Here is a 26,544-nt window from a genome sequence, read left to right as displayed (position 1 = left end):
GAAATTTCCGAAAAAGTTCTATGGCTAAGCCGTTGCAGTTTGTAACACCTGCGGATTGGCGTGGAAAAACACGTGCTCGCGCACCGGGCCGACGGCCACTTCGCCAATCTCCTCATAACCCTGACGTTTATAGAATTCCAGGTAGCGCGGGTTGCCGGTGTCGAGCACCACGCCTTGCGAGGTTTCATCCACTGCGCACCAGTTGTGAACCGCCGTCAGCAACTGCTCGCCGAAGTGTTTGCCCTGAAACTGCGGATGAATCCCCAGCAGCGGCAGCATGTGCACGGAGTCGCTGGGCACGCAGGCGGCCACCGCATCGTGATATTCCAGATAGCGCCGGGTGCAGCGGAATCCGGTGCTGAGCACCATGCGCAGGCGCCATGCCCAACTTTCGGTGATGCCCAGGCGACGCTGCGGCGGCGCGATCAGGGCGATGCCGATCAGCCGGTCGTTGACTAACAGGCCGATGGCCGGCTGATCCTGCAGAAAGTGCTGTTTGACCAGTTCACGCACCGTGGCCCGCACGCGCTGCTCGTAACCCGGCCGCTCGGCCTCGAACAGGTAACCGAAGGTCGGCTCGTGGCGATAGGCCTGATACAGCAGCGATCGGGCTTCGCGCGAGTAACCGCGGTCGAGCATGTTGATGTCGGCGATGGCGGTCTGGGTTTCAGGCATGACGGTGATTCTCCCCCGGGGCGCGGCTCAAATGACTGCGCTCTTGATGGTACGAACCTTTTGCGGGTGGCGCAGTTCCCCACAGGTATAGACCAAGCCAGACTCTTCATCGACCGGGCGGCCGTCAATCGCGAGCAGGCTCACTCCTACAGGGGTACGCATTCCAAATTGTAGGAGTGAGCCTGCTCGCGATGGCGTCAGCTCGGGCAACCCACATCCCACAGACAAAAATGATTTCTCCCACCCCACACTGGCCCCCATCCCACATGTCAGCTAGCATCGCCCTTTTGCCAGGACTGCCGACCATGAAGATTGTTTCCTTCAACATCAACGGACTGCGCGCCCGTCCGCATCAGCTGGCAGCGCTGATCGAAAAGCATCAGCCGGACGTGATCGGCCTGCAGGAAACCAAGGTCCACGACGACCAGTTCCCGCTGGAAGAAGTGCGTGCGCTGGGCTACCACGTTTATTTCCACGGTCAGAAAGGCCATTACGGCGTCGCCCTGCTTTCGCGCAAAGAGCCGATAGCCATTCACAAAGGTTTCGCCACCGATGAAGAAGACGCGCAGCGCCGCTTTATCTGGGGCACCTTCGCCGACGCCAATGGCGTGCCGGTGACCATCATGAACGGCTACTTCCCGCAGGGCGAAAGCCGCGATCACCCGACCAAATTCCCGGCCAAACAACGCTTTTACAGCGACCTGCAAACCCTGCTGGAAAGCCAGTTCCACAACGAACAGCCGCTGGTGGTGATGGGCGATGTGAACATTTCCCCGGAGGACTGCGACATCGGCATCGGCCCGGACAACATGAAGCGCTGGTTGAAAACCGGCAAATGCAGCTTCCTGCCGGAAGAGCGCGAGTGGATGGCCCGCCTGAAAAACTGGGGCCTGACCGACAGCTATCGCCACTTGAACCCGGACGTGACCGACATGTTCAGCTGGTTCGACTATCGCAGCCGTGGTTTTGAAGACGAACCGAAGCGCGGGCTGCGCATCGACGTGATCCTCGCCTCCCATGGTTTGCTGCCAAGGGTCAAGGATGCGGGCGTGGACTATGAACTGCGCGGGATGGAAAAGCCGTCGGATCATGCGCCGATCTGGCTTGAGTTGAGCTGATTTACAACGCGTCTCCCTGTAGGAGTAAGCCTGTGGTGAGGGGATTTATCCCCGATGGGCTGCGAAGCGGCCCCAGTCGTCTCTAGTAGATCGAAATGAAGATTTTGGGTCGGCTTCGCCAACCATCGGGGATAAATCCCCTCACCACAGGCTCACTCCTACATTGGATCCCTGTCATGTTTTGGTCATGCGCCTGACTTAATCTCCCCGGCAATCCCCTTGGCTTGATTCGGTGCCGGCATGATCCTGCGTGTTCTGTTCGCTTTTCTGTCGAGTGCATGGCTGACGGTCAGTGCCGCCGCCCTGCCCATCCCTGAAAACGGCCCGGCATTGCGCATTCAGGGTTCCAACACCATCGGCGCCGATCTCGGCCCGGCGCTGGTCGAAGGCTTTCTACAGGACCAGGGCCTGCTGAAAATTCACCGCGAGAACCCCGACGCCGCCAACGAACAACACATCGTTGGCCAGACTGCCCAAGGCAAACGGGTGATGATTGAAGTCGCCGCCCACGGTTCCAGCACCGGCTTCACTGCACTGAAAAGTGCCAGTGCCGACCTCGCCGCCTCCTCCCGACCGATCAAGGACAGCGAACTGCTCAGCCTGCAAGCGCTCGGCGATCTGAAAAGCGCCGCCGCCGAGCAGGTGATTGCCATCGACGGCCTGGCGATCATCCTTCACCCCGGCAACCCACTGCAGCAACTGGACACCGAGCAACTGGCGCGGGTCTTCAGCGGTGAGGTGAAAACCTGGGAAGACCTCGGCGGTCGCGGCGGCGCGATTCATTTATATGCGCGGGATGATCAGTCCGGCACTTACGACACCTTCAAGGAACTGGTGCTGGGTCGGCGTGGGAAAAGTCTGAGTTCCAGTGCGAAACGCTTCGAATCCAGCGAGCAATTGTCCGACGCGGTGAGCAGTGATCCGCAGGGTATCGGTTTCATCGGTCTGCCGTATGTGCGTCAGGCCAAAGCCGTGGCGATTGCCGACGGCGCATCGCAATCGATGTTGCCGCTCAACAGCCTGATTGCCACTGAGGACTATCCGCTGTCGCGGCGCCTGTTCTTTTATCTGCCGCCGGGCAACCAGAATCCGTGGGCATCGGCACTGGTGGCGTTTGCGCAAAGCCCACAGGGCCAGAAGATTGTTGCGGCCAACGGCTTCATCAGCCAGACCGTGCACGCGATGACCGTGACACCGAATGCGCTGATGCCCGAGGGTTATCAATCCCTCAGCCGCCATGCCCAGCGTCTGACGGTGAATTTCCGTTTCGAAGAAGGCAGCGCCAGCCTCGACAACAAGGCGCGGCAGGATCTGGCGCGGGTGCTCGACTATATACAGCGCCATGACAAGACCGAGCGCGCGGTGACGCTGGTGGGGTTTGGCGACGAGAAAGACGATCCGGCCCGCGCCGACCTGCTGTCAAAGCTGCGGGCGATGGCGGTGCGCCGTGAATTGGTGAAGAACGGCGTGGTGATGCGCGAAGTGCGCGGGTTTGGCGCGTTGATGCCGGTGGCGGCGAACAGTGCGGATGAAGGCAGGATCAAGAATCGGCGGGTTGAGGTTTGGGTGTACTGAATCTGATGCAGGTGTGCTGGATGCATGGGCCCCTTCGCGAGCAAGCCCGCTCCCACTTTTGATCGCATTCTTCCAGTCGGGATGCGGTCGAATGTGGGAGCGAGCCTGCTCGCGAAGCCGGCGGCGCGGTCTTAATGACCGCTACGCAGCATTTCCTTCGGCACATATTTGCCGATCTCGAACTTGCCGATCGCCGCGCGGTGCACTTCGTCCGGGCCGTCGGCCAGGCGCAGGGTGCGTTGCATGGCGTACATGTAGGCCAGCGGGAAATCGTTCGAAACCCCGGCCCCGCCGTGCATCTGGATCGCCCGGTCGATCACCCGCAAGGCCACGTTCGGTGCGACGACCTTGATCTGCGCGATCTCGCTCTTCGCCACTTTGTTACCGACGGTGTCCATCATGTACGCCGCTTTCAGCGTCAGCAGGCGCGCCATGTCGATTTCCATCCGCGAGTCGGCAATCTTGTCGACGTTACCGCCCAGACGCGCCAGTGGCTTGCCGAACGCGGTGCGGCTCACCGAGCGTTTGCACATCAATTCCAGCGCACGCTCGGCCATGCCGATCGACCGCATGCAGTGGTGAATCCGCCCCGGGCCCAGGCGCCCTTGGGCGATTTCGAAGCCGCGGCCCTCACCGAGCAGGACGTTTTCGTACGGCACGCGCACGTTGTCGAACAGCACTTCAGCGTGACCGTGGGGTGCATCGTCGTAGCCGAACACCGGCAGCGGACGGACGATTTTCACCCCGGGGGTGTCGACCGGCACGAGGATCATCGAGTGCTGGGCATGGCGCGGTGCGTCGGGGTTGCTCAGGCCCATGAAGATCAGGATCTTGCAGCGCGGATCACAGGCGCCGGAGGTCCACCACTTTTTGCCGTTGATCACCCACTCGTCGCCATCACGCACGGCGCGGGCGGCCATGTTGGTGGCGTCGGACGAGGCCACGTCCGGTTCGGTCATGGCGAACGCCGAGCGGATCTCGCCGCGCAGCAGCGGTTCGAGCCAGCGCTGTTTCTGTTCTTCGTTGGCGTAGCGCACCAGCACTTCCATGTTGCCGGTGTCCGGTGCCGAGCAGTTGAACGGCTCTGGCCCGAGCAACGAACGGCCCATGATTTCCGCCAGCGGTGCATATTCGAGGTTGGTCAGACCCGCACCGAGTTCTGACTCGGGCAGGAACAGATTCCACAAACCTTCGGCCTTGGCCTTGGCCTTGAGCTCTTCCATGATCGCGGTCGGCTGCCAGCGATCGCCCTCGGCAACCTGGCGTTCAAACACCGCTTCGGCCGGGTAAACGTAGGTGTCCATGAACGCGGTCACGCGCTCACGCAGTTCTTGCACCTTGGGCGAATAAGCGAAATCCATGAGCAATTACCTTCTATGGGCAGAGGTTGTTCAGATCATGCATTCGATGCTAGAACAGCGTTGATAATTTACCTAGCCTATTCTCGGCGTGTATAAACATTCATCACCGATATATGATCCGCTGATCGTCAGCCCCTAGAACAAGAGAAGCCGCGTTATGAATCTGAGTAAGGTCGACCTCAACCTTTTCATCGTCTTCGACGCGATCTACACCGAAGCCAACCTGACCCGCGCCGGGCAGATTGTCGGGATTACCCAGCCGGCGGTGTCCAACGCGTTGGCGCGGTTGCGCGAGACCTTCAACGATCCGCTGTTCGTGCGCACCGCCCAGGGCATGGTGCCGACGCCGATGGCACAGAACATCATCGGCCCGGTGCGCAACGCGCTGTCGTTGCTGCGGGTGTCGGTGCAGGAGAGCCGGATTTTCAACCCGGCCCAAGCGGTGAAGACTTATCGCATCAGCATGACCGACCTCACTGAGGCAGTGATTCTGCCGCCGCTGTTCCAGCGTTTGCGGCGTCTGGCGCCGACGGTGATCATCGAGAGCTTTCTGTCCAAACGCCGCGAGACCACCAAGGAACTGGCCGCCGGACGTCTGGATTTCGCCGTGGATGCACCGCTCAACACCGACCCGCAGGTGCGCCACGTCAAGCTGATGGAAGACCGTTACGTCTGTGCGATGCGCAAGGGTCATCCGCTGGCGGGCAAGGAAAAGCTCAGCCTCGATGATTACCTGTCGCTGACCCATATCCACATCTCCAGCCGCCGCAGTGGTCTGGGCTACGTGGATCTGGCGCTAGGCAAAATGGGTATTCAGCGCAAGATCGCCCTGCGCTCGCAGCATTACCTGATGGCGTCGCAGGTGATGCAGCAGACCGACATGGTGATGACGGTGCCCGAGCGTTTTGCCCGGCGTAATGACTTGCATGCGTTCAACCTGCCGGTCAACGACGTGCCCCCGGTGGAGACTCACCTTTACTGGCACGAAAGCACCGATCAGGACCCGGCGAACCGCTGGATGCGCGAGCAGATGATCGAGTTGTGCCAGCAGGTGACGGCGCATGAGAAGAAGCTCGATAAGGCGTAAGGCTGGCAACCGCGTTATCGTTCTTCGCGAGCAGGCTCGCTCCCACAGTTGATCGCGTTCCATCTGAAGAAACGCGACCGAGTGTGGGAGCGAGCCTGCTCGCGAAGAGGCCAGCACTCGCGCCACACACTTTGAACCTTGACGTAAACGTCAACCTGCCATTAGCTTAGCGCCAAGACCTTTTTTCGAGCGCTTTCATGAGCAGCCAGACTTACAGCATTTCCGACCTCGCCCGCGAGCTGGACATCACCACCCGGGCGATCCGCTTTTATGAAGAACAAGGCCTGCTCAGCCCCGAGCGCCGTGGCCAGGAACGCATCTACTCGCCCCGCGACAAAGTCAGCCTGAAGCTGATCCTGCGCGGCAAGCGCATCGGTTTTTCGCTGGCCGAATGCCGTGAGCTGATCGAGCTGTACGACCCGTCCAGCGGTAACACCAAACAGCTCAACAGCATGCTGGCGAAAATCAGCGAGCGCCGCGAACAACTCGAGCAGCAGTTGCTCGACATCGAACAGATGAAACTGGAACTCGACACCGCTGAAGAGCGCTGCGTGCAGGCGTTGGAGCAGACGCTCAAGGGCCAGCAGGCGAGCTAGTAAACAACACAAATCCCTTGTAGGAGTGAGCCTGCTCGCGATAGCGGTGTGTCAGTCGAGCAAATATTAACTGACTCACCGCTATCGCGAGCAGGCTCACTCCTACAGGGGATCTCCTCGAATCCAGAAGAGCAGGTCAACCCATGTCCCTCCCCTCCCAAGTACGCCTGATCGAAGTCGGCCCGCGCGATGGCCTGCAGAACGAAGCCCAGCCGATCAGCGTCGCTGACAAGGTGCAACTGGTCGACGCTCTGAGCGCGGCTGGTTTGGGTTATATCGAAGTTGGCAGTTTCGTCTCCCCGAAATGGGTGCCGCAGATGGCCGGCTCCGCCGAGGTATTCGCGCAGATCCAGCGCAAGCCCGGCGTGACCTATGGCGCACTGGCGCCGAACCTGCGCGGTTTTGAAGACGCGCTGGCCGCCGGCGTGAAAGAAGTCGCGGTGTTCGCTGCGGCGTCCGAGGCGTTCTCGCAGCGCAACATCAATTGCTCGATCAGCGAAAGCCTGGCGCGCTTCGCACCGATCATGGAAGCCGCGAAACAGCACGGCGTTACCGTGCGCGGTTACGTGTCCTGCGTGCTCGGCTGCCCGTATGAAGGCCAAGTCGCGCCGGAACAAGTGGCGATGGTCGCCCGCGAGTTGTACGCGATGGGCTGCTACGAAGTGTCCCTCGGCGACACCATCGGCACCGGCACCGCAGGCGCCACGCGGAGGTTGTTCGACGTGGTGGCGGCGCAAGTGCCACGGGAAAAACTCGCTGGCCACTTCCACGACACCTACGGCCAGGCGATGGCCAACATCTACGCCAGCCTGCTGGAAGGCATCGCGGTATTTGACAGCTCTATCGCCGGCCTCGGCGGCTGCCCGTATGCCAAAGGCGCGAGCGGTAACGTCGCCACCGAAGACGTGGTGTACCTGCTCAATGGTCTGGGCATCGAGAGCGGTATCGACCTCGACGCCCTGATTGCGGCGGGTCAGCAGATCAGCGCGGTGCTCGGTCGCCCGAGCGGTTCGCGTGTGGCCAAGGCCCGTAACGCACAATGAGGGCGAAGGTGTTACCGCTGTGTCTGAAACGTGGGCGTAGTCGAGTAACACGGAAACAAATTGTCTGGTTTGCCCTGAAGGAAAAATCCTGCAAAAACCTCAAACCCTTGATTTACAAGGGTTTTAAAAAGTTGGCACGGCTTCTGCTATCTCTATGGCATAACAAGAATAAAAAGCAGCAAACCAATAAAAATAAGACGTACCGACTCTGACATAACAAAAACAACACGGCAGAGACGCAGCTAACAGATTTTTTTGGAGAAGATGTGCTTTTCAGGGTGCTCTCAGGAGTGACCCGCAACCGGGCAGAGAACAATAAAACTACCTTCAGGTAGCTCCCGAATCGGTTGGATCGTTTAACGAGAAAGCAGATCAGCGCTCAAAAAAATACGTTTGCTCTTGACCCCGGATGGGGGTCGCCAAAAACAGCGGTAAAGGGCCACGGTTGCCAAAAACAACAACAGACCGCCCCTCAATAATAAAAAAGAGCACGCGACGACAAAATTAAAGGGGAGCTTCGGCTCCCCTTTGTGCTTTCTCTGATTTATGTTTTTTAAAAGATCGCAGCCTGCGGCAGCTCCTACACCGATCCCCTGTAGGAGCTGCCGCAGGCTGCGATCTTTTGATCTTCAATGCAGCGCCTTCAGCTCCTCGATGCTTATTTCACGCATCCGAAATTTCTGGATCTTGCCCGTCACCGTCATCGGAAACTCTTCGACGAACTTGAAGTGCCGTGGCGTCTTGAAGTGCGCAATACGTTCCTTGCACCAGGTTTGCAGCTCCAGCTCGGAGGCATTGTGGCCGGAGTGGAATTTGATCCAGGCGACAATCTCCTCACCGTAACGCGCGCACGGAATGCCGATCACCTGCACGTCCGCCACCGCCGGGTGGGTGAAGAAAAACTCCTCCAGCTCACGCGGATAAATGTTTTCGCCCCCACGGATGATCATGTCCTTGTTGCGCCCGGCGATGTTCACGTAACCCTCATCGTTCATGCTCGCCAGGTCGCCGGTGTGCATCCAGCCGGCCTCGTCGATGGCTTCGGCCGTGGCTTGCGGGTTGCTCCAGTAACCGAGCATCACACTGTAACCGCGGGTGCACAGCTCACCGATCGTGCCGCGCGGCACCAGGTTGCCCGCCTCGTCGATGATCTTGCTTTCCAGTTGTGGCTGGGTGCGGCCGACGGTGGTCACGCGCAGTTCCAGCTCATCGTTCGGCCCGGTCTGCAGCGACACCGGACTGGTCTCGGTCATGCCGTAGGCAATCTGCACTTCGCTCATGTGCATCTCGCTGATGACCCGGCGCATTACCTCGATCGGGCAAGTGGCGCCGGCCATGATCCCGGTGCGCAGGGTCGACAGATCGAACACGGCGCGCTGCGGCTGATCGAGCATGGCAATGAACATGGTCGGCACGCCATAGAGGCCGGTGGCTTGTTCTTCGGCGACGGTTTGCAGGGTCAGTAACGGGTCGAACGCGTCGTTGGGGTAGATCATGGTGCTGGCGTGGGTGATGCAGCCGAGGTTGCCCATGACCATGCCGAAGCAGTGATACAGCGGCACGGGGATCACCAGGCGGTCGCTCGGGGTCAGGCCGATGCTTTCGCCGACCATGTAACCGTTGTTGAGGATGTTGTAGTGACTGAGGGTCGCGCCCTTGGGGAAACCGGTGGTGCCGGAGGTGTACTGGATATTCACCGGTTGATCGAAGTGCAGGCTGTCGCTGCGCTCACGCAGTTGTTCGGGCGAAACTCTGCTCGCCAGATCGGCCAGTTGCGACCACGGCAGGAAGCCCGACGGTGGCTGTGCGTCGAGGCTGATCACCCCGCGCAAATCCGCCAGACGTTCGCTGCACAAATGGCCGATGGATTGCTCTGCGAGTTCCGGTACCAGCCCTTGCAGCATGGCGTGGTAGTTGGAGGACTTGAAAGCGCCGGCGCACACCAGCCACTGGCAACCGGACTGCTTGAGCACGTATTCCAGTTCGGAGCTGCGGTAGGCCGGGTTGATGTTGACCAGGATCACGCCGAGCTTCGCCGTGGCGATTTGCGTGATGCACCACTGTGCACAGTTCGGCGCCCAGATACCGAGCCGATCTCCCGCCTGCAAACCCAGCGCCAGCAAGGCTCTGGCGTGCAGGTCGACGCTATCGGCCAGTTGTCGCCAGGTGTAACGCAATTGCTGGTGACGTACGACCAGCGCTTCGCCGTGCGGGTGTTGCGCAACCGTCTGGTCAAACTTTTGCCCGATGGTCATCGTCAGCAAGGCTTTGTCCTGTGAGCCACGGGTGTAGCTGCGCTGCGGGTTTGCACTGGGTTGATCCATGATGACCCCTATTGTCTTTATTAGTGGGTTTACCGGGATTTTGCTCTTGGCGGGAGTCAACTGTGGCGAGGGGATTCATCCCCGATGGTGTGCGAAGCGCACCCTCAGTTTTTCCTGTTGAACCGCATTCACAGGTTTTGGGTCGGCTTCGCCAACCATCGGGGATGAATCCCCTCACCACACAAGCCCGCTCCCACCAAAAGCACTCCGCTTTCAATCCTGAACTGGTCCTACTCTCGCCTATGTTGACGTTAACGTAAAGGGTGATTGACAGCCATTCGTCACAGGCTTACGTTAACGTAAAGGTGAGAGCCGTTCGACCGCCCTCCCCACCCTACAAAAAAGCCAAAAGGTGACCCATGAGCTACCCATCCCTGAACTTCGCCCTCGGTGAAACCATCGACATGCTGCGCGATCAGGTTCAGTCCTTCGTCGCCGATCAGATCGCCCCACGCGCCGCGCAGATCGACCGCGACAACCTGTTCCCGGCCGACATGTGGCGCAAATTCGGTGACATGGGCCTGCTCGGCATCACCGTGCCGGAAGAGTACGGCGGCGCGGGCCTGGGTTACCTGGCGCACGTGGTGGCGATGGAAGAAATCAGCCGCGGCTCGGCTTCCGTGGCGCTGTCCTACGGCGCGCACTCCAATCTCTGCGTCAACCAGATCAACCGCAACGGCAACCACGAACAGAAATCCAAATACCTGCCGAAGCTGATCAGCGGCGAACACGTTGGTGCACTCGCCATGAGCGAGCCGAACGCCGGTTCCGACGTGGTCTCGATGAAACTGCGCGCCGACAAACGCGGCGACCGCTTCGTGCTCAATGGCAGCAAGACCTGGATCACCAACGGCCCTGACGCCAACACCTACGTGATCTACGCCAAGACCGACCTGGAAAAAGGCCCGCACGGCATCACCGCGTTCATCGTCGAGCGCGACTGGAAAGGCTTCAGCCGCAGCAACAAGTTCGACAAGCTCGGCATGCGCGGTTCCAACACCTGCGAGCTGTTCTTCGATGACGTCGAAGTGCCAGAAGAAAATATCCTCGGCGTGCTCAATGGCGGCGTGAAAGTGCTGATGAGCGGCCTCGATTACGAGCGCGTGGTGCTGTCCGGCGGCCCGACCGGGATCATGCAGTCGTGCATGGACCTGATCGTGCCGTACATCCACGATCGCAAGCAGTTCGGCCAGAGCATCGGCGAATTCCAGCTGATCCAGGGCAAAGTCGCCGACATGTACACCCAGCTCAACGCCAGCCGCGCCTACCTGTATGCAGTCGCTCAGGCCTGCGAGCGTGGCGAAACCACGCGCAAGGACGCCGCCGGGGTGATCCTCTACACCGCCGAGCGCGCCACGCAAATGGCCCTCGACGCGATCCAGATTCTTGGCGGCAACGGCTACATCAACGAATTCCCGGCCGGACGTCTGCTGCGTGACGCCAAGCTGTACGAAATCGGCGCCGGCACCAGCGAGATCCGGCGCATGCTGATCGGCCGCGAACTGTTCAACGAAACCCGCTAAACGGAGCTGCACATGGCTATCCTGCATACCCAGCTCAATCCCCGTTCAGCGGAGTTCGCCGCCAACAGCGCGGCGATGCTTGAACAGGTCGACGCGCTGCACACCCTGCTCGCCCAAGTGGCGCAGGGCGGCGGTGCGAAAGCCCAGGAACGTCACACCTCGCGAGGCAAGTTGCTCCCGCGCGAACGCATCAACCGCCTGCTTGATCCGGGCTCGCCGTTTCTCGAGATCAGCCAGCTCGCCGCCCACGCCGTGTATGGCGAAGACGTGCCAGCCGCCGGGGTGATTGCCGGGATCGGCCGGGTCGAAGGCGTCGAGTGCATGATCGTCGCCAACGACGCGACGGTGAAAGGTGGCTCGTACTACCCGCTGACCGTGAAAAAACACCTGCGCGCGCAGACCATCGCCCAGCAGAACCGCCTGCCGTGCATCTATCTGGTGGACTCGGGCGGCGCCAACCTGCCGCGTCAGGACGAAGTGTTCCCGGATCGCGAGCACTTTGGCCGGATCTTCTTCAACCAGGCCAACATGAGCGCCATGGGCATTCCGCAGATCGCCGTGGTCATGGGCTCCTGCACCGCAGGCGGCGCCTATGTGCCGGCGATGGCGGACGAAGCAATCATGGTGCGCAATCAGGCGACGATTTTCCTCGCCGGCCCACCTTTAGTGAAAGCCGCGACCGGAGAAGTGGTCAGCGCTGAAGACCTCGGCGGTGCCGATGTGCACTGCAAGATTTCCGGCGTGGCCGACCATTACGCCGAGAGCGACGAACACGCCCTCGCCCTCGCCCGCCGCAGCGTCGCCAACCTCAACTGGCGCAAGCTCGGCGAAGTGCAGCAGCGCACGCCGATTGCGCCGCTGTACGCCAGCGACGAGTTATATGGCGTGGTTTCGGCCGACGCCAAACAGCCATTCGACGTGCGCGAAGTGATTGCGCGGCTGGTCGACGGTTCGGTGTTCGATGAATTCAAGGCGCTGTTCGGCACCACCCTGGTCTGCGGTTTTGCGCACCTGCATGGCTACCCGATCGCGATCCTCGCCAACAACGGCATCCTCTTCGCCGAAGCCGCGCAGAAAGGCGCGCACTTCATCGAACTGGCCTGCCAGCGCGGCATTCCGCTGCTGTTCCTGCAGAACATCACCGGGTTCATGGTCGGCCAGAAATACGAGGCCGGCGGCATCGCCAAGCACGGCGCGAAACTGGTGACCGCCGTGGCTTGCGCCAAAGTGCCGAAATTCACCGTGATCATCGGCGGCAGTTTCGGCGCCGGCAACTACGGCATGTGCGGGCGCGCTTACGATCCGCGCTTCCTGTGGATGTGGCCGAATGCGCGCATCGGCGTGATGGGCGCCGAGCAGGCTGCGGGTGTGCTGGAGCAGGTCAAGCGCGAGCAGGCCGAACGCAGCGGCCAAGCCTTCAGCGCCGCGCAGGAAGCCGAGATCAAGCAACCGATCCTCGACCAGTACGAAGAGCAGGGTCACCCCTACTACTCCAGCGCACGCCTATGGGACGACGGCGTCATCGACCCGGCGCAGACCCGCGATGTGCTGGCCTTGGCCTTGTCCGCGTCGTTGAACGCGCCTATCGAACCGAGCCGCTTCGGCGTGTTCCGGATGTGATGCTTTTTTGTGGGAGCGGGCTTGCTCGCGAAAGCGGTGTATCAGTCGACGTATCCGCAACTGACAGACCGTCTTCGCGAGCAAGCCCGCTCCCACAGAAACCGTGGAGACGGAAGAATATGAGCGACTTCAACACCCTCGAACTGCACAACGACTCACGGGGTTTCGCCACCCTGTGGCTCAACCGCGCGGAGAAAAACAACGCGTTCAACGCCGAAATGATCCGCGAACTGATCCTCGCACTGGACAAGGTTGCCAGCGACGCCAGCCTGCGTTTCCTGTTGGTGCGCGGGCGTGGCAAGCATTTCAGCGCCGGCGCCGATCTGGCGTGGATGCAGCAATCGGCCGAACTCGATTACCACACCAACCTGGACGATGCCCGCGAACTGGCGGAGCTGATGTACAACCTCGCCAAGCTGAAAATCCCGACCGTGGCCGTGGTGCAGGGCGCGGCGTTCGGCGGCGCGCTGGGGCTGATCAGTTGCTGCGACATGGCAATCGGCGCCGATGACGCGCAATTCTGTCTGTCGGAAGTGCGCATCGGCCTGGCACCGGCGGTGATCAGTCCGTTCGTGGTGCAGGCCATCGGCGAACGTGCCGCGCGTCGTTATGCGCTGACTGCCGAGCGCTTCGGCGGGCAGCGTGCGCGAGAAATCGGTTTGTTGTCCGAGAGCTATCCGGCTGCCGAGCTTGATCAAGCCGTCGAACAATGGATCGACAACCTGCTGCTCAACAGTCCGGCCGCGATGCGCGCCAGCAAGGATCTGTTGCGCGAAGTCGGTAACGGCGCGCTGACCCCGGCGCTGCGCCGCTACACCGAAAACGCCATCGCGCGCATCCGCGTCAGCCCTGAAGGCCAGGAAGGCTTGCGCGCCTTTCTGCAAAAACGTGCACCTAGCTGGCAAGCCGCAACCACCCCCAAGGAGCCGCGTTGATGAGCGCACCTGTTCTCACCACCCTGCTGGTGGCCAACCGCGGCGAGATCGCTTGCCGGGTCATGCGTACCGCCAAGGCGCTGGGCCTGACCACCGTCGCCGTGCACAGCGCCACCGACCGCGAAGCGCGGCACAGCCGCGAAGCGGATATCCGCGTTGATCTCGGGGGCAGCAAAGCCGCCGACAGTTATCTGCAAATCGACAAGCTGATCGCGGCGGCCAAGGCCAGCGGCGCGCAGGCGATTCACCCGGGGTACGGTTTCCTGTCGGAGAATGCCGGTTTCGCCCGTGCCATTGAACAGGCCGGGCTGATTTTCCTCGGTCCGCCCGCTTCGGCCATCGACGCGATGGGCAGCAAATCCGCAGCCAAGGCGCTGATGGAAACCGCCGGTGTGCCGCTGGTGCCGGGCTATCACGGCGAGGCGCAGGATCTCGAAACCTTCCGCGATGCCTGCGCACGCATTGGCTATCCGGTGCTGCTCAAGGCCACGGCCGGTGGCGGCGGCAAAGGTATGAAAGTGGTTGAGGACGTCAGCCAACTGGCCGAAGCGCTGGCCTCGGCGCAGCGTGAGGCGCAGTCGTCGTTCGGCGATTCGCGGATGCTGGTGGAGAAATACCTGCTCAAACCACGCCATGTGGAAATTCAGGTGTTCGCCGATCAGCATGGCAACTGCCTGTACCTCAACGAGCGTGATTGCTCGATCCAGCGCCGGCACCAGAAGGTCGTCGAAGAAGCCCCGGCCCCGGGCCTGACCCCGGAACTGCGCCGCGCCATGGGCGAAGCGGCGGTGCGTTCGGCGCAGGCGATCGGTTACGTCGGTGCCGGCACCGTGGAGTTTCTGCTCGATGCGCGCGGCGAATTCTTCTTCATGGAGATGAACACGCGCCTGCAGGTCGAACACCCGGTCACCGAAGCGATCACCGGTCTTGATCTGGTGGCGTGGCAGATTCGTGTGGCACGCGGTGAAGCGTTGCCGATCACACAGGAACAAGTGCCGCTCAATGGCCATGCGATTGAAGTGCGCCTGTATGCCGAAGATCCGGCGAATGATTTCCTGCCCGCCACCGGACGTCTGGAGCTTTACCGTGAATCGGCCGCCGGACCGGGGCGTCGGGTGGATAGCGGGGTTGCAGAAGACGATGAAATTTCGCCGTTCTATGACCCGATGCTCGGCAAGCTGATCGCCTGGGGCGAAGATCGCGAACAGGCGCGCCTACGGCTGTTGAGCATGCTTGATGAGTTCGCGATTGGCGGCTTGAAGACCAACATCAACTTTTTGCGGCGGATCATCGCGCATTCGGCGTTCGCCGCTGCGGAGCTGGATACCGGGTTTATTCCGCGTTATCAGGAAACGCTGCTGCCGGCTCCGGGTGAACTGAGTGATGGGTTCTGGAATACGGCAGCGCAGGCTTTCGCGCAGAGTTTGCCGGGTACTGTTCGGGCGGATGATCCGGAGTCGCCGTGGGCCTTGAACAGTGGTTTGCGCGCCGGTCTGCCGGCAGAAGTCACTTTGCATTTGAGCTGCGAGGGCCAGGATCGGGCGCTGACGCTGAATAGCTCAGGCAACGCCACACTGTCCGGTGAAGCACTGGTGGTCGAGCACGATGGCGTACGCCGTGTCCTGCGGGCAATTCGCCAGGGCGATTCGCTGTACCTGCAATGGGACGGCGAGTTGCGGCGCATTCAGGCGTATGACCCGATCAGCGCCGTCGACGCCAGCCACAGCCATCAGGGCGGTCTGACTGCGCCCATGAACGGCAGCATCGTGCGGGTGTTGGTGGAGGCCGGGCAATCGGTCGAGGCCGGTGCGCAACTGGTGGTGCTGGAGGCGATGAAGATGGAGCACAGCATTCGCGCGCCCCATGCGGGAGTGATCAAAGCGCTGTATTGCCAGGAAGGCGAAATGGTCGGCGAAGGCAGCGCTTTGGTGGAACTGGAAGCCGAGTAAATGGGAGATCGATCCTACGCCGAGCGAGGATCGATCTGACTAGAAACGCGCCGTGGCCTGAACCACCACGCCGATGATTCGACACTCATCGGTGAACAGGGCTTTAGGCCAGGTCGGATTGAGCGGTACCAGATAACGCTGGCCGCCCTCTTCGTCGAGCTTGCGAAAGATCGCTTCATCGCAGCCCTGCCACTGGGCGATCACCAGCTTGCCGGGCAGCGCCTCCACCTCCGGATCCACCAGGATCAGCATGCCTTCGGCGATGCTCTGGCCGGAAGGTGCGGTCATCGAGTTTCCCGTCACGGTCAGCCAGAACGCTGCGCCACGGGCGTGATAGTCCGTCAGTTCGAAGCGCTGCTTGTCATGTGACGGGGCGTAAGCGGCGGTTGCACTCTCACGCGATTCGCACGGCGTGTGCCAATCGCTGACCGGATAGCGGAAATACGGGTTGTACTTCTGCGCCAGCGGCATCTCGTCATCGTCGGTCTCCTGCGGCTCGCGAATCACCAGCACCACTTCCAGGAAGTCCATGCCCAGCGCTTGCAATACGCGGTTCATTTCCGTAATCCCCGGCTCGCGACGTTTGTTCAGCCAATGGCCGATCCCGCCCTGGGACATGCCGACGCGCTCTCCGAGCTCTGTTTGAGTGATTTTGAGTTCACTCATTTTGGCCTTGACCAACTCAATCCATTTATCCATGTGCGGCACCTTACTTGCCCCGCCTTCGGCCGGCAAAACACATATTGTAGTATTTAAATTCTGGTCACAACTACGCATCGTACTATGCTGGAAGCACGGACTTTCAATCGAACAAGGAGTGACCCTTCACCATGAATATCAGCAGCAAAGACTTGCCCGATCTGCAAATGGACACCACGTTCACCTCCCCTCAAGGCAATGCAGCAGCGCAGCGAGCACTGGACTATTACTTGAAACCAGCTGTGTCAGAACCCGAGGTAGATGAACGTTTTTTTGATGTGAAACGCCATCTCAGCGGCGAAGAGGCCCTCGTGCACGCGTCGGATCTGTTGCGCTGCGCAGCCGCCACCGCCTTCAAGGCAGCCGAAAACCTGCAGGGCGCGAGCCGCGACCTGGCATTTTCGGTGGTGCATATGGTGGATATGGCGCGAGCGATGGTCGACCATTCAATTGATGGCGAACAGCTCTGACGGACACGGGAAGCGGACGGACAGGAAAGAGTTTTCCAATCGCGCAGATAAAAACATTTGACTTGCAAATGATAATGATTATTATTGCAAGCAGCTGGTCGCGAGATCAGTCGATGGACCAGAGACCTTAGGTCGGTCTTCTGGACTATCTCCTCATCAGGCTAATCACGGTTTTTGACCCGGCTTTTTGCCGGGTCTTTTTTTGCCCGCTTTTCGGGCTTATGGCTTCAGGCTAATGAAGTCTTTGGGTGCTGCAAATTCGATGGCGCGGATAATATCAAAAGAATATCGCTTGGCAAGCAAAGCCCGGCCAGATTGGGGCAAACTAATGACAATTAGCACTTGAGAATCAATCGCACAGTCTCTAAGCTGCTTGCGCGTCACGGAAGACGCCCCCCACCGCAACCCGCAATTTCCCTCGGTTTCACCCCAGTCTTGCGTGTAAAGTAGCCGCCATAAAAATCATATTCAGGAACCGATTATGACCGTGGCCAAATCTTCGTTCGACATCAGCGCCAACTTCGACAGCGGCAACATTCAAGTCATCGATATTTCCAATCCGCTCAACCCGGTTCTGGCCATTCGCCCGGATACCCGGAGCGCTCACTTCCAGTGGTTCCACTTCAAGGCCAGCGGCCTGCATGTTCATCAGGAACACTGGTTTCGCCTGGTCAACGCCAGTCAATCCTCTTACAACAAGGCCTGGACTGGCTATCAGGCTGTTGCGTCCTACGACCATGTGAATTGGTTTCGTATTCCTACCAGTTTCGAAGGCGACAGCCTGCGCTTTTGCCTCGAAGCCGAGCAGACTCACGCTTGGTTCGCCTACTTCGAACCCTACAGCCGCGGTCGTCACGACTGGCTGATTGAGCAGGCGCTGAGCAAGGCCGGCACCGAGTTGCTGGCTACCGGCAAAAGCGTCGAAGGTCGTGACATTCAACTGCTGCGCAAGGGCAGGGGCGCCGAAGGCCAGCGCAAAATCTGGATCATCGCGCAACAGCACCCGGGTGAGCACATGGCCGAATGGTTCATGGAGGGTGTGATCGAACGCCTGGAACGCCACGACGACCCGGTGTTGAACAAGCTGCTGGCCAGCGCGGATCTGTATCTGGTGCCGAACATGAACCCGGACGGCGCCTTCCACGGCCATCTGCGTACCAACGCCATGGGCCAGGACCTGAACCGCGCCTGGCAGAGCGCCAGTCAGGAAGTCAGCCCCGAGGTACTTTTCGTACAGCAGCAGATGGAAAAGTACGGCGTCGATCTGTTCCTCGACGTACACGGTGATGAAGAAATTCCCCACGTGTTCACCGCCGGTTGTGAAGGCAACCCGGGTTACACGCCGCGCATCGAGAAGCTCGAAGAGCATTTCCGCACGCACCTCAAGCACACCACCAAAGACTTCCAGACCAAATACGGCTACACCCGCGACGAACCGGGCCAGGCCAACATGACCTTGGCCTGCAACGCGGTCGGGCAGCAATACGACTGCCTGGCGCTGACCCTGGAAATGCCGTTCAAGGATCACGACGACCATCCGGACAAAAAAACGGGCTGGTCGGGCAAGCGCTCGAAACAGTTGGGCAAGGACGTGCTGACCACCATCGCAGACATGGTCGACACTCTGCGTTGATCCCTCCCCCGCTCCACCCAAAGATCGCAGCTGTGGCTGCGATCTTTTTTTTGCGCAATAAAATGCCACCTCCAATCAGGTTGCAAATTAAAACCAAACTATCTACTTTGATTCTGGTTTTAATTTAAAACCCAAAAAGGAATCAGGGCATGCAATCTCAACCCCTCAAAAGCAGTGTGGTGCTGCTGTTCGCCATTGCCTGTGGACTGGCGGTGGGCAACGTGTATTACGCGCAGCCGCTGCTGGACGCCATGGCCGATGCCTTCGCCATGTCACCGGCAACCATCGGCATCGTCATTACCCTGACGCAGATCGGCTATGGCATCGGTCTGGTATTGCTGGTGCCACTCGGCGACCTGCTCAACCGACGGCGACTGATCGTCACCCAGACCCTGCTCTCGGCCGCCACACTGTTGATGATCGCGCTGGCGCCCAACAGTGTGTGGTTGCTGCTCGGCATGACGCTGACCGGTTTGCTCGCCGTGGTGACGCAAGTGCTGGTGGCGTACGCCGCGACATTAGCCGTCCCGGCGCAACGCGGTCGGGTGGTCGGCGTCGTCACCAGCGGCATCGTCGTCGGCATTCTGCTCGCGCGCACCATTGCCGGGGCCATGGCTGATCTGGCCGGTTGGCGGGCGATCTATCTGCTGTCGGCGGGGCTGACGCTGCTGATGGCGCTGCTGCTGTTGCGCGTATTGCCCAAGGATGAAGTCTCGCAGCCGGCGAGCCGTTACGGCGCGCTGATCGCTTCGGTGTTCAGTCTGTTCCGGCAAGAGCCGGTGCTGCGCCAACGGGCAATCCTCGCGTTGCTGACCTTCGCCAGCGCCATGGTGCTGTGGACGCCGATGGTGCTGCCGCTGGCCGCCCCGCCACTGTCGCTGTCGCACAGTGAAATCGGCCTGTTCGGGTTGGCCGGCGCCGCCGGTGCACTTGCCGCCGCGCGCGCCGGGCATCTGGCTGATCGCGGCCTGGGCCAATGGGTCAGCGGTCTGTCGCTGCTGCTGATGCTCGCCTCGTGGCTGCCGATCGCCCTCACCCAGTCCTCGCTGTGGGCGCTGTTGCTCGGCGTGATCACCCTCGATCTGGGCTTGCAGGCCGTGCACGTCACCAGCCAGAGCATGATCTACAGCGTGCGCCCTGAAGCGCAAAGCCGCCTCACCGCCGGCTACATGCTGTTCTATTCGATCGGCAGTGCATTGGGTTCGATTACCTCGACGGCGATGTACGCCTGGGCCGGCTGGACCGGCGTGTGTCTGCTTGGCGCCGTTATCAACGCAGTGGCGCTGGGTTATTGGTGGCTGACCCTGAGAAGTGGCGCACCGCAGCGGTGCGCCACACAAGCGGGTTAATCGCGATCGCGACCGCGCAACATGCTGTCGAGCACCTCGTCGCGGCGCACCCAACCGTGGTACAGCGCCGCCGCCAGGTGCAACAGCACAGTCAGGAACAACAGGTACGCCAGATAGCCATGCGCCTTGCGCAGCAGGGCAAATACTTGCGCGTCGGCTGGCAAAATCGATGGCAACTGCAAGGTATTGCTGAGCATCACCGGCTCCCCCGAGGCACTGATCATCGCCCAACCGAGCAGCGGCAGCACCAGCATCAAGGCGTACAACAACACATGCGAAGCCTTGGCCGCCATCACCTGCCAGCCCGGCAGATCCGCCGGCAGCGGCGGCTGTCGAGTGGAAAACCGCACCAACAGACGCACGACCACCAGCAGCAGAATCGCAATCCCCAGCGGTTTGTGCAGATGAATCAGCCATTCATGCCGCTGTGAAACCGAAGTGACCATGCCGGCGCCAATGAACAACATGGCGATGATCATCAGCGCCATCAGCCAGTGCAGCAGCCGCGCCAACAGCGCGAAATGAGTCGGTTGCGTGCTCATGGGCGAGCCTCCTGACGGGCGGCGGGCAATTGGCTGACTTCACTGGTGCGCCGCAGATAAGAATCGGCGTAACCGGCGGAACGCGCCGCGAGCAGCGGGTCGTCGGAGCCCTCGATCCCGGCTGGCAGCACCAGCGGATCGTAGTTGATGTCGCGGCATTCGCCGCTGAGCTGCGGCTGAGTCTTCTCCAGCACCAGCGTGCCGGCGTTGATCACCTTGCGACCCTCGGGCCAGGTTTTGCTGGCATCGTTCACCGGATCACCGGGGTTGGCCAGGGTGATATTCAACTGCCAGCGCAACGGTCCCTCGGCCAGGCGCTGCACCAGATCCTTCTCGAGAAAATCCGCCCCCTCCGGCGCCGAGGCTCCGGCGGCATCGCGCGCCAGTGGCGTGACACTCCAGCGCACCGCCTGCTTCTGCCCACTGGCGTTGACCAGATAGAACGCATTCACGCTGTTGTAGGTTTCAGTGGCATAGCTGGCCGACGGTTTGGCGGTCTTCACCCACGTCAGAAACGGCACGGCTTCCGGGTGCGCGGCAAAGAATGCCGGCACTTTCGACGGATCCGGTTTACCCGTGGCCGGATCCGGCGACTGCGCCTGCTGCAACTGATAGAACGCCTCGGGGGTGCCAACCGGGAACACCGGCATGCTGTTCATCCCGGTGCGCCATTGCTGACCGTTGGCCTGGGTGAAACGCAGCGCCAGGCTGCGGATCGGCACGCTGCTGTCCGGGGCGTAGGGATTCCCCGCCGGCAATGCGAAACGCCCGACCACCGGGGTTTGCGCCTCGTTGAATACCTGCGCCGAAGAAAACGCCCGCGCCTCGCCACTGCTCTCGAAATGCCCGATCACGCACACGCCCTTGGCGTGGTTGCGCCGGAACCCGGGATGCACGCCGTTGTTTTTCTCCAGCACATCGACCAGCGCCTTGGGCGTCAGACGTTGTGGGTCAAGGTTACCGTGCACGTAGGCAAACGCCCCGGCCACTGCGGCAACCACCACGGCAATCGCCGTCAGGCGCAACACTGTGCTCGCGGCACTCAAGGGCGGGCGCGACGGCCTGCCCGGCGGTGAAGTGCGATCAACCATGAATAACTCCAGGGCCATCGGCCACAAGTAGGAAGAATCAGCAAGACGCGCCCCAGCGGGATTTATTCCATGGCCCGGTATTTATTTTTCCGAACGTGGAATAACCTCGAACGGCAGACGTCTCCCTAGTCCACAGCGTAGTGACTAGCAGAAATTCATGAGCGAATTCGACGAACAGTTGAGAGAAATCATTCCCAGATTGCGCCGCTTTGCCGTGTCACTGACCCGCAACAGCAGCAGCGCCGACGATCTGGTGCAGGCCAGCCTCGAGCGGGCCCTGTCCGGCTGGGGCGCGAAACGCGCCGAGGGTGATGTGCGCGCGTGGCTGTTCGCGATTCTCTATCGGCAATTTCTCGACGCCCATCGGCGCTCGCGTCGTTATGCGCGGATGCTCGAATTCTTCACCGGTCGCGACGACGCCGAACCCTCGGTCGAGCGCACCGTGATCGCCCAATCGACCCTGCAAGCCTTCGATCGCCTGCCCACTGAACAACGCGCGCTGTTGCTGATGGTCTCGGTCGAAGGCCTGAGCTACAAGGAAGTCGCCGAAATCCTCGACATCCCCACAGGCACGGTGATGTCGCGCCTGTCCCGCGCCCGCCAGGCCTTGCGCCAGCTCAGCGACGGCGAAATCAGCAGCCCTTCTTTGCGGATACTCAAATGATCAGCATGCCTCCCAGTGAGCGTGACCTGCACGCGTACGTCGACCATCAACTCAACGAGGCCGACCGGCGTCTGGTCGACACCTGGCTGACCACTCACCCGGAAGCCGCCGCGCAGGTGCGCGCCTGGCAGCACGACGCCCAGTTGTTGCGCGCAGCCTTGGGCGGTGCCTTGCAGCAACCGGCCAATCCGGAACTCGATCCCACGCTGATTCGCCAGCGCCTCAAGCGTCAGTCGCGTCGTCACCTGGCCAGCGCGGCGGTGTTGCTGATCGCGGTCGGCATCGGCGGTTTCAGTGGCTGGCAGGCGCGGGAAATGACCCTGGTGCGCTCAACCACACTACCGATGACCGACGCCTTGCAGGCCTATCGTTTGATCGCCCAGCAAGGGATATTACCGGCGGACTACAAGGTCGACGCTGACGGCGATATGCAGCGTTGGCTCGACCGTTATTTCACCCAGGCCAGTCGCTTGCCGGATCTGAAATCCGCCGGTTTCGAACCGGTCAGTGGCCGCCTGCTCAGCACCGATGAAGGCCCGGCGGCGATGGTGGTGTATGAGGATCGCAGCGGCCACAAGGTCAGTTTCTACGTGCGGCCACCGGGGCCGAAGAACACCTTCCTGCCACGCGGCAGTCGCAGCGACGGCGATCTGCAGGCCGATTACTGGTCCGGTGGCGGGTACAACTATGCGATGGTCAGCCCGACGGATTCGCCGGCGGTGCAGCAATTGAGGCAGTCACTGCCATTGTGAAAACTGCGCCAATCCCCCTGTGGGAGCGGGCTTGCTCGCGAAAGCGGTAGATCAGCCACCATCATTGCTGAATGACACACCGTATTCGCGAGCAAGCCCGCTCCCACAGGGGTCATCGTATGAGTCAGAACCCTACATCGAGCACCACATTGTCCAGGTACGTCCCCGCCGGCGGTGTGGTCTGATCGGTGTAGATCTTCGCGTTGTAATTGAAGATCTGGCTCCCGGTGCCCAGACCATTTCCTGGATTGACCTCGGCGTCAGTGCTCGACCGGCGTGCGCTGCCGACACTGCCCCAACGAGTGGTGCCAGCGCTTTTGAAGATGTCGTAGGCCAGATAATTACTTCCGGAAATCATCCGCCGCCGACCGCCGACACTGACCGGGTTCTGTCCGTCGCTCAAACCGACGGTGTAAGCACTGCCCTTGGTGCAGGCCAGATTGATGGTCTGCCCGGTCACCGGGGTAAAGGCACTGATTACCGGTGCACTGCCAAAGGCAATGTTCGGCGCAGTAATCGTGCAGTCGTTGGACACGGTCAGGTTCACCGTCAACGTCGCGGTACCGCTATTGATGTCGCGCCCCAGACAAACACTGCCGATACCGATCCCGGAGCAGTAATTCCAGTTCCAGAAAATGCTCAGGGTTTCCGTATAAACCCCGGCGGCGACGTTACTGCCAATGGTCGTGCCCAAGTACAGCGGCACGGTTTTCGGGGTGGTGCCGTTGAGCAGCCCCAAAGCATCGATGATGCCGTTGCGGGCGAAGTCGAAGGCGGTGCCACGGGTGACCGGGTAGCTGGTGCTGTTGTTGGCGTAGATCGTGTAGCCGATGACGTCACCGGTCGGCCCGAGCAAGCCGCTCTGGGTCGAGGTAATGGTGGCGTAGAAATGGTCGTTGCTGGTCAGCAATGACAACAGCGAACCGGTACAACTCAACCCGGCATTGAGCGTGGAACTGGGCTGCGTCGTGGTGCGCACGGCAATCGAGCTGATCGAACCGAACGCCGCCGGCGTGGTGCTGACCACCGAACACAAGGCCTGCGCCATCCCCGGCAGCAGCAACGCCAGACACAGGCAGATCCGCGCCGCGCTCATTGGCACACCAACGGGCCGATCAGCGGCACCTGGCTTTGCCGCATATCCACTTCGAATTGCGTCTTGCAGGTTTTGCCGTCGGCCAGCGTCACCTGCAACGAGTTCTGCGCCTGCAGGTTTTCCAGATAGACCAGCCCGTCCCAGCCGACCACCGTGCGCGCCCCACTCTGCTCGTGCAGCACGCCGGCGCCCAATGGCAGTTCGCGTTGCTGCGCATCTACCAGCACGATGCTCGCGGCGATCACCCGGGTCAGAGGAAACTCCAGCAAATAGCCGCTGCCACGGCGCACGGCGATGCGTTGTTCGACGTTGGGGCTGCGCACGTTGGCCGGCAGATTCAGCGGATCGATTTCGTATTTGCCGCGGTAGTACGCGCTGCTCCACGGCACCAGCAAGTGGCCGTTTTTATCGGTCTGACCGACCTGCTGGTTTTCGTAGCGCACCGGAATATCGGCGAAACCCTCGGTGCTGACCACCACAAACGCGTCGTCGATGCGATTGGCGGCGAACACCTGGCGGTCCATCCACACCAGCGAGCCACTGGCATCGGCCCAACGGGTCTCGGCGTCGGACGTGCCGTAGACCCCGGCCTGCAACTGCACCGATTGCAGACGCCAGGTCACGTCGGCCTGGCGATAGTCGGGACCGTCACCCTTGGCATATCCCAGATTGAAACCGACCCCGCCCTCGGTCGGCACCGAACGACTGTAATTGACCCGCTGCTGACTCTGCCCGGTCTTGCTGCGCTCGCTGCTGATCGCCAGGCTACCGCGCAGATCGAACGGGATCACCAGTTGCGCCTGCACCGCCCAGTTGCTGTCGCCGATCTCGCGGTTGGCCGACAGATAGAAGCTGCTGTTGCGCCACAGCGGTTTGCTCCAGCTCAGGTTGAGCAGACGCGTGCGCGAATCGTCCGCCGCGCGCACATCGAAATAACCGGCACCGAGGCTGCCCCAGCGCTCGAGGTTGACGCTCAGGGTCGCCTGCTCGCTGCGCCGGCTGAGGCTGATATAAGGGCTGTCGATCACGCTGAGGTCGGCGTACTGATCGCGGCGTTGCAAGCGCTGCCAGGAAAAACTGTAGCGCTGGCTGCTGTACTGATAACCAAGACTCAACTGCTCGCCGCCGTCGCCGTCGAATCGGCTCTGACTGATGGCGCTGTTGAGCACGCCGAAATTTCCCAGACGCCAATTGCCGCCGATGCCGCCGAGGGTCAGCGAGTCAGCCGCTTCGGCGTGGCTTTCCACGGTGAAGCTGTCGCTGACACCGTAGCGCAGGCTGCCGGAAGTCACGCCAGGGCCATAGCTGAAGTCCTTCAATCCGTAATCGCGGCGCAACGTACCGGCCGCCACCGAAAAATCACTCAGGCCTTTTTGCAGCAGACTGCTGGTGACATAGAACGGCACCGTGGTCGATACCTGCCGCCCCAGCGCATCGGTGGTCACCACCACGGCCTCCCCGGCACCGTTGATGAAAGGAATGTTGGTCAGGGTATACGGACCCGGTTGCAGGTCGGTGCTGCTCGACTTGTAGCCGTTGATGAACAGATCCACCGACGACGGCACAGCGGCCTCACCGGCGAACTGCGGCAACGGATAGGTGACCAGATCCGGACGCACGGCAAAGTCCCGTGAGAACTGCACACCGCCCAGACGCACCGAGTTGCTCCACGGCAAGGCGCCACTGATCACGTCCCCGCCCTCGTAGGTGAGCATTCGCTCGTCGTCGGAGTAACGCCAGGTGGTGTCGTAGCGCAGGTAGCCGTTGTCCAGTGTGCTGACCGAATCGCCGGACAAGGTGCGCCGGTACTGCCCGGTGCTGGACAACGTGCCCCAGCTATCGAACAGCCGCACCTCGTTCCACGCCGCCAGATAAGTGCCGGCATCGTCGGTGTCGTTGAGGTACAGGTCATAGTTGAACAACGCGCCGAAACTGCTCAGCGCCGGGGTGCGCGAATAGTTCTCGCGATTACCGATGAACTGATCCGGCAGCCACTGCGGTGGCACCACCAGCAGCAGGCGCTGGCCGACACTGTCGTATTCGCTGTGCAGTCCAGGCAGGCCGTCGAGATCAACTTCAGCACCAGGATTGCCCGGCAGTTTCATCCCGGTTTCAGCCAATACGCTGGCCGGCAAAAACAGATGCCCGTCACGCTGCTGCACCGCCACCACCCGCCCGGTGTTCATCTGATTGACCACCAACTCCAGAAACAACTGTGCATCACTCACGGCCTCCATGCCGCTGGGCGGTGGCGGCAGTTCGCCGGCCTCGGATGGTTGCACGAACATCAGGCAACACGCGCCAGTCATGAGCCACAACGGACGCTGAATACGTCGACCCCATCCCGGGCTCATACACGCTTTACGTCCGTCAATGGACTCGATCCTCCTGATGCCACTCTTGCCAAAGCCAGTTATCTTTCTCTGGAATTTTGACGACACG

22 protein-coding genes are annotated in these 26,544 nt (G+C 61.1%); 14 read left to right on the top strand and 8 right to left on the bottom strand.

From position 1 onward, the window contains the following. Positions 1-24: 24 nt before the first annotated feature. Positions 25-675 carry a GNAT family N-acetyltransferase gene (locus E4T63_RS10505; protein WP_135295422.1) on the bottom strand — a complete coding sequence of 217 codons (651 nt, stop codon included), beginning with the start codon at positions 673-675 and terminating at the stop codon, positions 25-27. Between the two features lie 305 nt (positions 676-980). Between E4T63_RS10505 and xthA the strand changes: the two genes are divergently transcribed. Both xthA and E4T63_RS10495 read left to right on the top strand, forming a co-directional pair. After that, positions 981-1,793, top strand: coding sequence for an exodeoxyribonuclease III (xthA, locus tag E4T63_RS10500; RefSeq protein WP_135295421.1), 813 nt, complete (start codon positions 981-983; stop codon positions 1,791-1,793). A gap of 240 nt (positions 1,794-2,033) precedes the next feature. Beyond that, positions 2,034-3,368 carry a substrate-binding domain-containing protein gene (locus E4T63_RS10495; protein ID WP_135295420.1) on the top strand — a complete coding sequence of 445 codons (1,335 nt, stop codon included), beginning with the start codon at positions 2,034-2,036 and terminating at the stop codon, positions 3,366-3,368. Positions 3,369-3,499: 131 nt separating this feature from the next. Here the strand turns inward: E4T63_RS10495 and E4T63_RS10490 are convergent, their stop codons facing one another. Next, a complete protein-coding gene (locus E4T63_RS10490) occupies positions 3,500-4,729 on the bottom strand; it encodes an acyl-CoA dehydrogenase (RefSeq protein ID WP_135295419.1) in 1,230 nt (409 codons plus the stop codon). A 157-nt stretch (positions 4,730-4,886) separates the two neighbouring features. Between E4T63_RS10490 and E4T63_RS10485 the strand changes: the two genes are divergently transcribed. The 3 genes from E4T63_RS10485 (at position 4,887) to E4T63_RS10470 (ending at position 7,455) form a co-directional block, all read left to right on the top strand. Next, positions 4,887-5,816: a LysR family transcriptional regulator gene (locus tag E4T63_RS10485; protein ID WP_135295418.1), complete on the top strand. Its 930-nt coding sequence runs from the start codon at positions 4,887-4,889 to the stop codon at positions 5,814-5,816. A gap of 197 nt (positions 5,817-6,013) precedes the next feature. After that, entirely contained in the window at positions 6,014-6,412 is a 399-nt protein-coding gene (locus E4T63_RS10480; protein WP_098968123.1) for a MerR family transcriptional regulator, read from the top strand. 143 nt (positions 6,413-6,555) lie between these two features. Continuing rightward, positions 6,556-7,455 (top strand): hydroxymethylglutaryl-CoA lyase, encoded by a 900-nt coding sequence (locus tag E4T63_RS10470; protein ID WP_135295417.1) that lies wholly within the window; start codon positions 6,556-6,558, stop codon positions 7,453-7,455. Positions 7,456-8,084: 629 nt separating this feature from the next. On the opposite strand, the gene E4T63_RS10465 is transcribed toward E4T63_RS10470, so the two are convergent. Next, positions 8,085-9,779 carry an AMP-binding protein gene (locus tag E4T63_RS10465; protein WP_135295416.1) on the bottom strand — a complete coding sequence of 565 codons (1,695 nt, stop codon included), beginning with the start codon at positions 9,777-9,779 and terminating at the stop codon, positions 8,085-8,087. A gap of 359 nt (positions 9,780-10,138) precedes the next feature. Here E4T63_RS10465 and E4T63_RS10460 point away from each other — a divergent pair, with 359 nt between their 5' ends. From E4T63_RS10460 to E4T63_RS10445, 4 genes are all read left to right on the top strand, one after another. Continuing rightward, complete coding sequence (locus E4T63_RS10460) at positions 10,139-11,302, top strand: isovaleryl-CoA dehydrogenase (RefSeq protein ID WP_007961115.1); 1,164 nt, start codon at positions 10,139-10,141, stop codon at positions 11,300-11,302. A gap of 12 nt (positions 11,303-11,314) precedes the next feature. Beyond that, complete coding sequence (locus E4T63_RS10455; RefSeq protein ID WP_135295415.1) at positions 11,315-12,922, top strand: carboxyl transferase domain-containing protein; 1,608 nt, start codon at positions 11,315-11,317, stop codon at positions 12,920-12,922. 119 nt (positions 12,923-13,041) lie between these two features. Beyond that, a complete protein-coding gene (locus tag E4T63_RS10450; protein WP_135295414.1) occupies positions 13,042-13,857 on the top strand; it encodes a gamma-carboxygeranoyl-CoA hydratase in 816 nt (271 codons plus the stop codon). Further along, positions 13,857-15,806: an acetyl/propionyl/methylcrotonyl-CoA carboxylase subunit alpha gene (locus tag E4T63_RS10445; RefSeq protein WP_135295413.1), complete on the top strand. Its 1,950-nt coding sequence runs from the start codon at positions 13,857-13,859 to the stop codon at positions 15,804-15,806. Before E4T63_RS10450 ends, E4T63_RS10445 begins: the two co-directional genes overlap by 1 nt. 39 nt (positions 15,807-15,845) lie before the next feature. Here the strand turns inward: E4T63_RS10445 and E4T63_RS10440 are convergent, their stop codons facing one another. Continuing rightward, entirely contained in the window at positions 15,846-16,505 is a 660-nt protein-coding gene (locus tag E4T63_RS10440) for a LexA family protein (RefSeq protein WP_027614618.1), read from the bottom strand. 131 nt (positions 16,506-16,636) lie between these two features. Here E4T63_RS10440 and E4T63_RS10435 point away from each other — a divergent pair, with 131 nt between their 5' ends. The 3 genes from E4T63_RS10435 (at position 16,637) to E4T63_RS10425 (ending at position 19,957) form a co-directional block, all read left to right on the top strand. Beyond that, the gene (locus E4T63_RS10435; protein ID WP_003223691.1) at positions 16,637-16,975 is read left to right on the top strand and encodes a DUF6124 family protein; all 339 of its coding nucleotides are present in this window, start codon (positions 16,637-16,639) and stop codon (positions 16,973-16,975) included. 481 nt (positions 16,976-17,456) lie between these two features. After that, positions 17,457-18,608 carry a M14 family metallopeptidase gene (locus tag E4T63_RS10430; protein ID WP_134785978.1) on the top strand — a complete coding sequence of 384 codons (1,152 nt, stop codon included), beginning with the start codon at positions 17,457-17,459 and terminating at the stop codon, positions 18,606-18,608. A gap of 149 nt (positions 18,609-18,757) precedes the next feature. After that, the gene (locus E4T63_RS10425) at positions 18,758-19,957 is read left to right on the top strand and encodes an MFS transporter (RefSeq protein WP_135295412.1); all 1,200 of its coding nucleotides are present in this window, start codon (positions 18,758-18,760) and stop codon (positions 19,955-19,957) included. On the opposite strand, the gene E4T63_RS10420 is transcribed toward E4T63_RS10425, so the two are convergent. Together E4T63_RS10420 and E4T63_RS10415 are read right to left on the bottom strand one after the other, a co-directional pair. Further along, the gene (locus tag E4T63_RS10420; RefSeq protein WP_135295411.1) at positions 19,954-20,499 is read right to left on the bottom strand and encodes a cytochrome b; all 546 of its coding nucleotides are present in this window, start codon (positions 20,497-20,499) and stop codon (positions 19,954-19,956) included. The genes E4T63_RS10425 and E4T63_RS10420 overlap by 4 nt on opposite strands. Further along, on the bottom strand, positions 20,496-21,590 hold the full coding sequence (locus tag E4T63_RS10415; protein ID WP_096795675.1) for a catalase family peroxidase: 1,095 nt from the start codon (positions 21,588-21,590) through the stop codon (positions 20,496-20,498). Before E4T63_RS10415 ends, E4T63_RS10420 begins: the two co-directional genes overlap by 4 nt. A gap of 157 nt (positions 21,591-21,747) precedes the next feature. Between E4T63_RS10415 and E4T63_RS10410 the strand changes: the two genes are divergently transcribed. Further along, entirely contained in the window at positions 21,748-22,254 is a 507-nt protein-coding gene (locus E4T63_RS10410) for an RNA polymerase sigma factor (protein WP_135295410.1), read from the top strand. Then, the gene (locus E4T63_RS10405) at positions 22,251-23,006 is read left to right on the top strand and encodes an anti-sigma factor family protein (RefSeq protein WP_135295409.1); all 756 of its coding nucleotides are present in this window, start codon (positions 22,251-22,253) and stop codon (positions 23,004-23,006) included. The genes E4T63_RS10410 and E4T63_RS10405 overlap by 4 nt, the downstream gene beginning before the upstream one ends. Positions 23,007-23,130: 124 nt before the next feature. On the opposite strand, the gene E4T63_RS10395 is transcribed toward E4T63_RS10405, so the two are convergent. Beyond that, positions 23,131-24,102: a Csu type fimbrial protein gene (locus tag E4T63_RS10395; protein WP_098968113.1), complete on the bottom strand. Its 972-nt coding sequence runs from the start codon at positions 24,100-24,102 to the stop codon at positions 23,131-23,133. Then, on the bottom strand, positions 24,099-26,456 hold the full coding sequence (locus tag E4T63_RS10390; protein WP_135295408.1) for a fimbria/pilus outer membrane usher protein: 2,358 nt from the start codon (positions 26,454-26,456) through the stop codon (positions 24,099-24,101). Before E4T63_RS10390 ends, E4T63_RS10395 begins: the two co-directional genes overlap by 4 nt. Positions 26,457-26,544 lie beyond the last annotated feature (88 nt).

It is taken from the genome of Pseudomonas fluorescens (genome assembly GCF_004683905.1).
Taxonomy (GTDB): domain Bacteria; phylum Pseudomonadota; class Gammaproteobacteria; order Pseudomonadales; family Pseudomonadaceae; genus Aquipseudomonas; species Aquipseudomonas putida_A.
The sequence above is the reverse complement of the archived record's forward strand: the minus strand, read 5'-3'. Positions and strand labels throughout refer to the sequence as shown.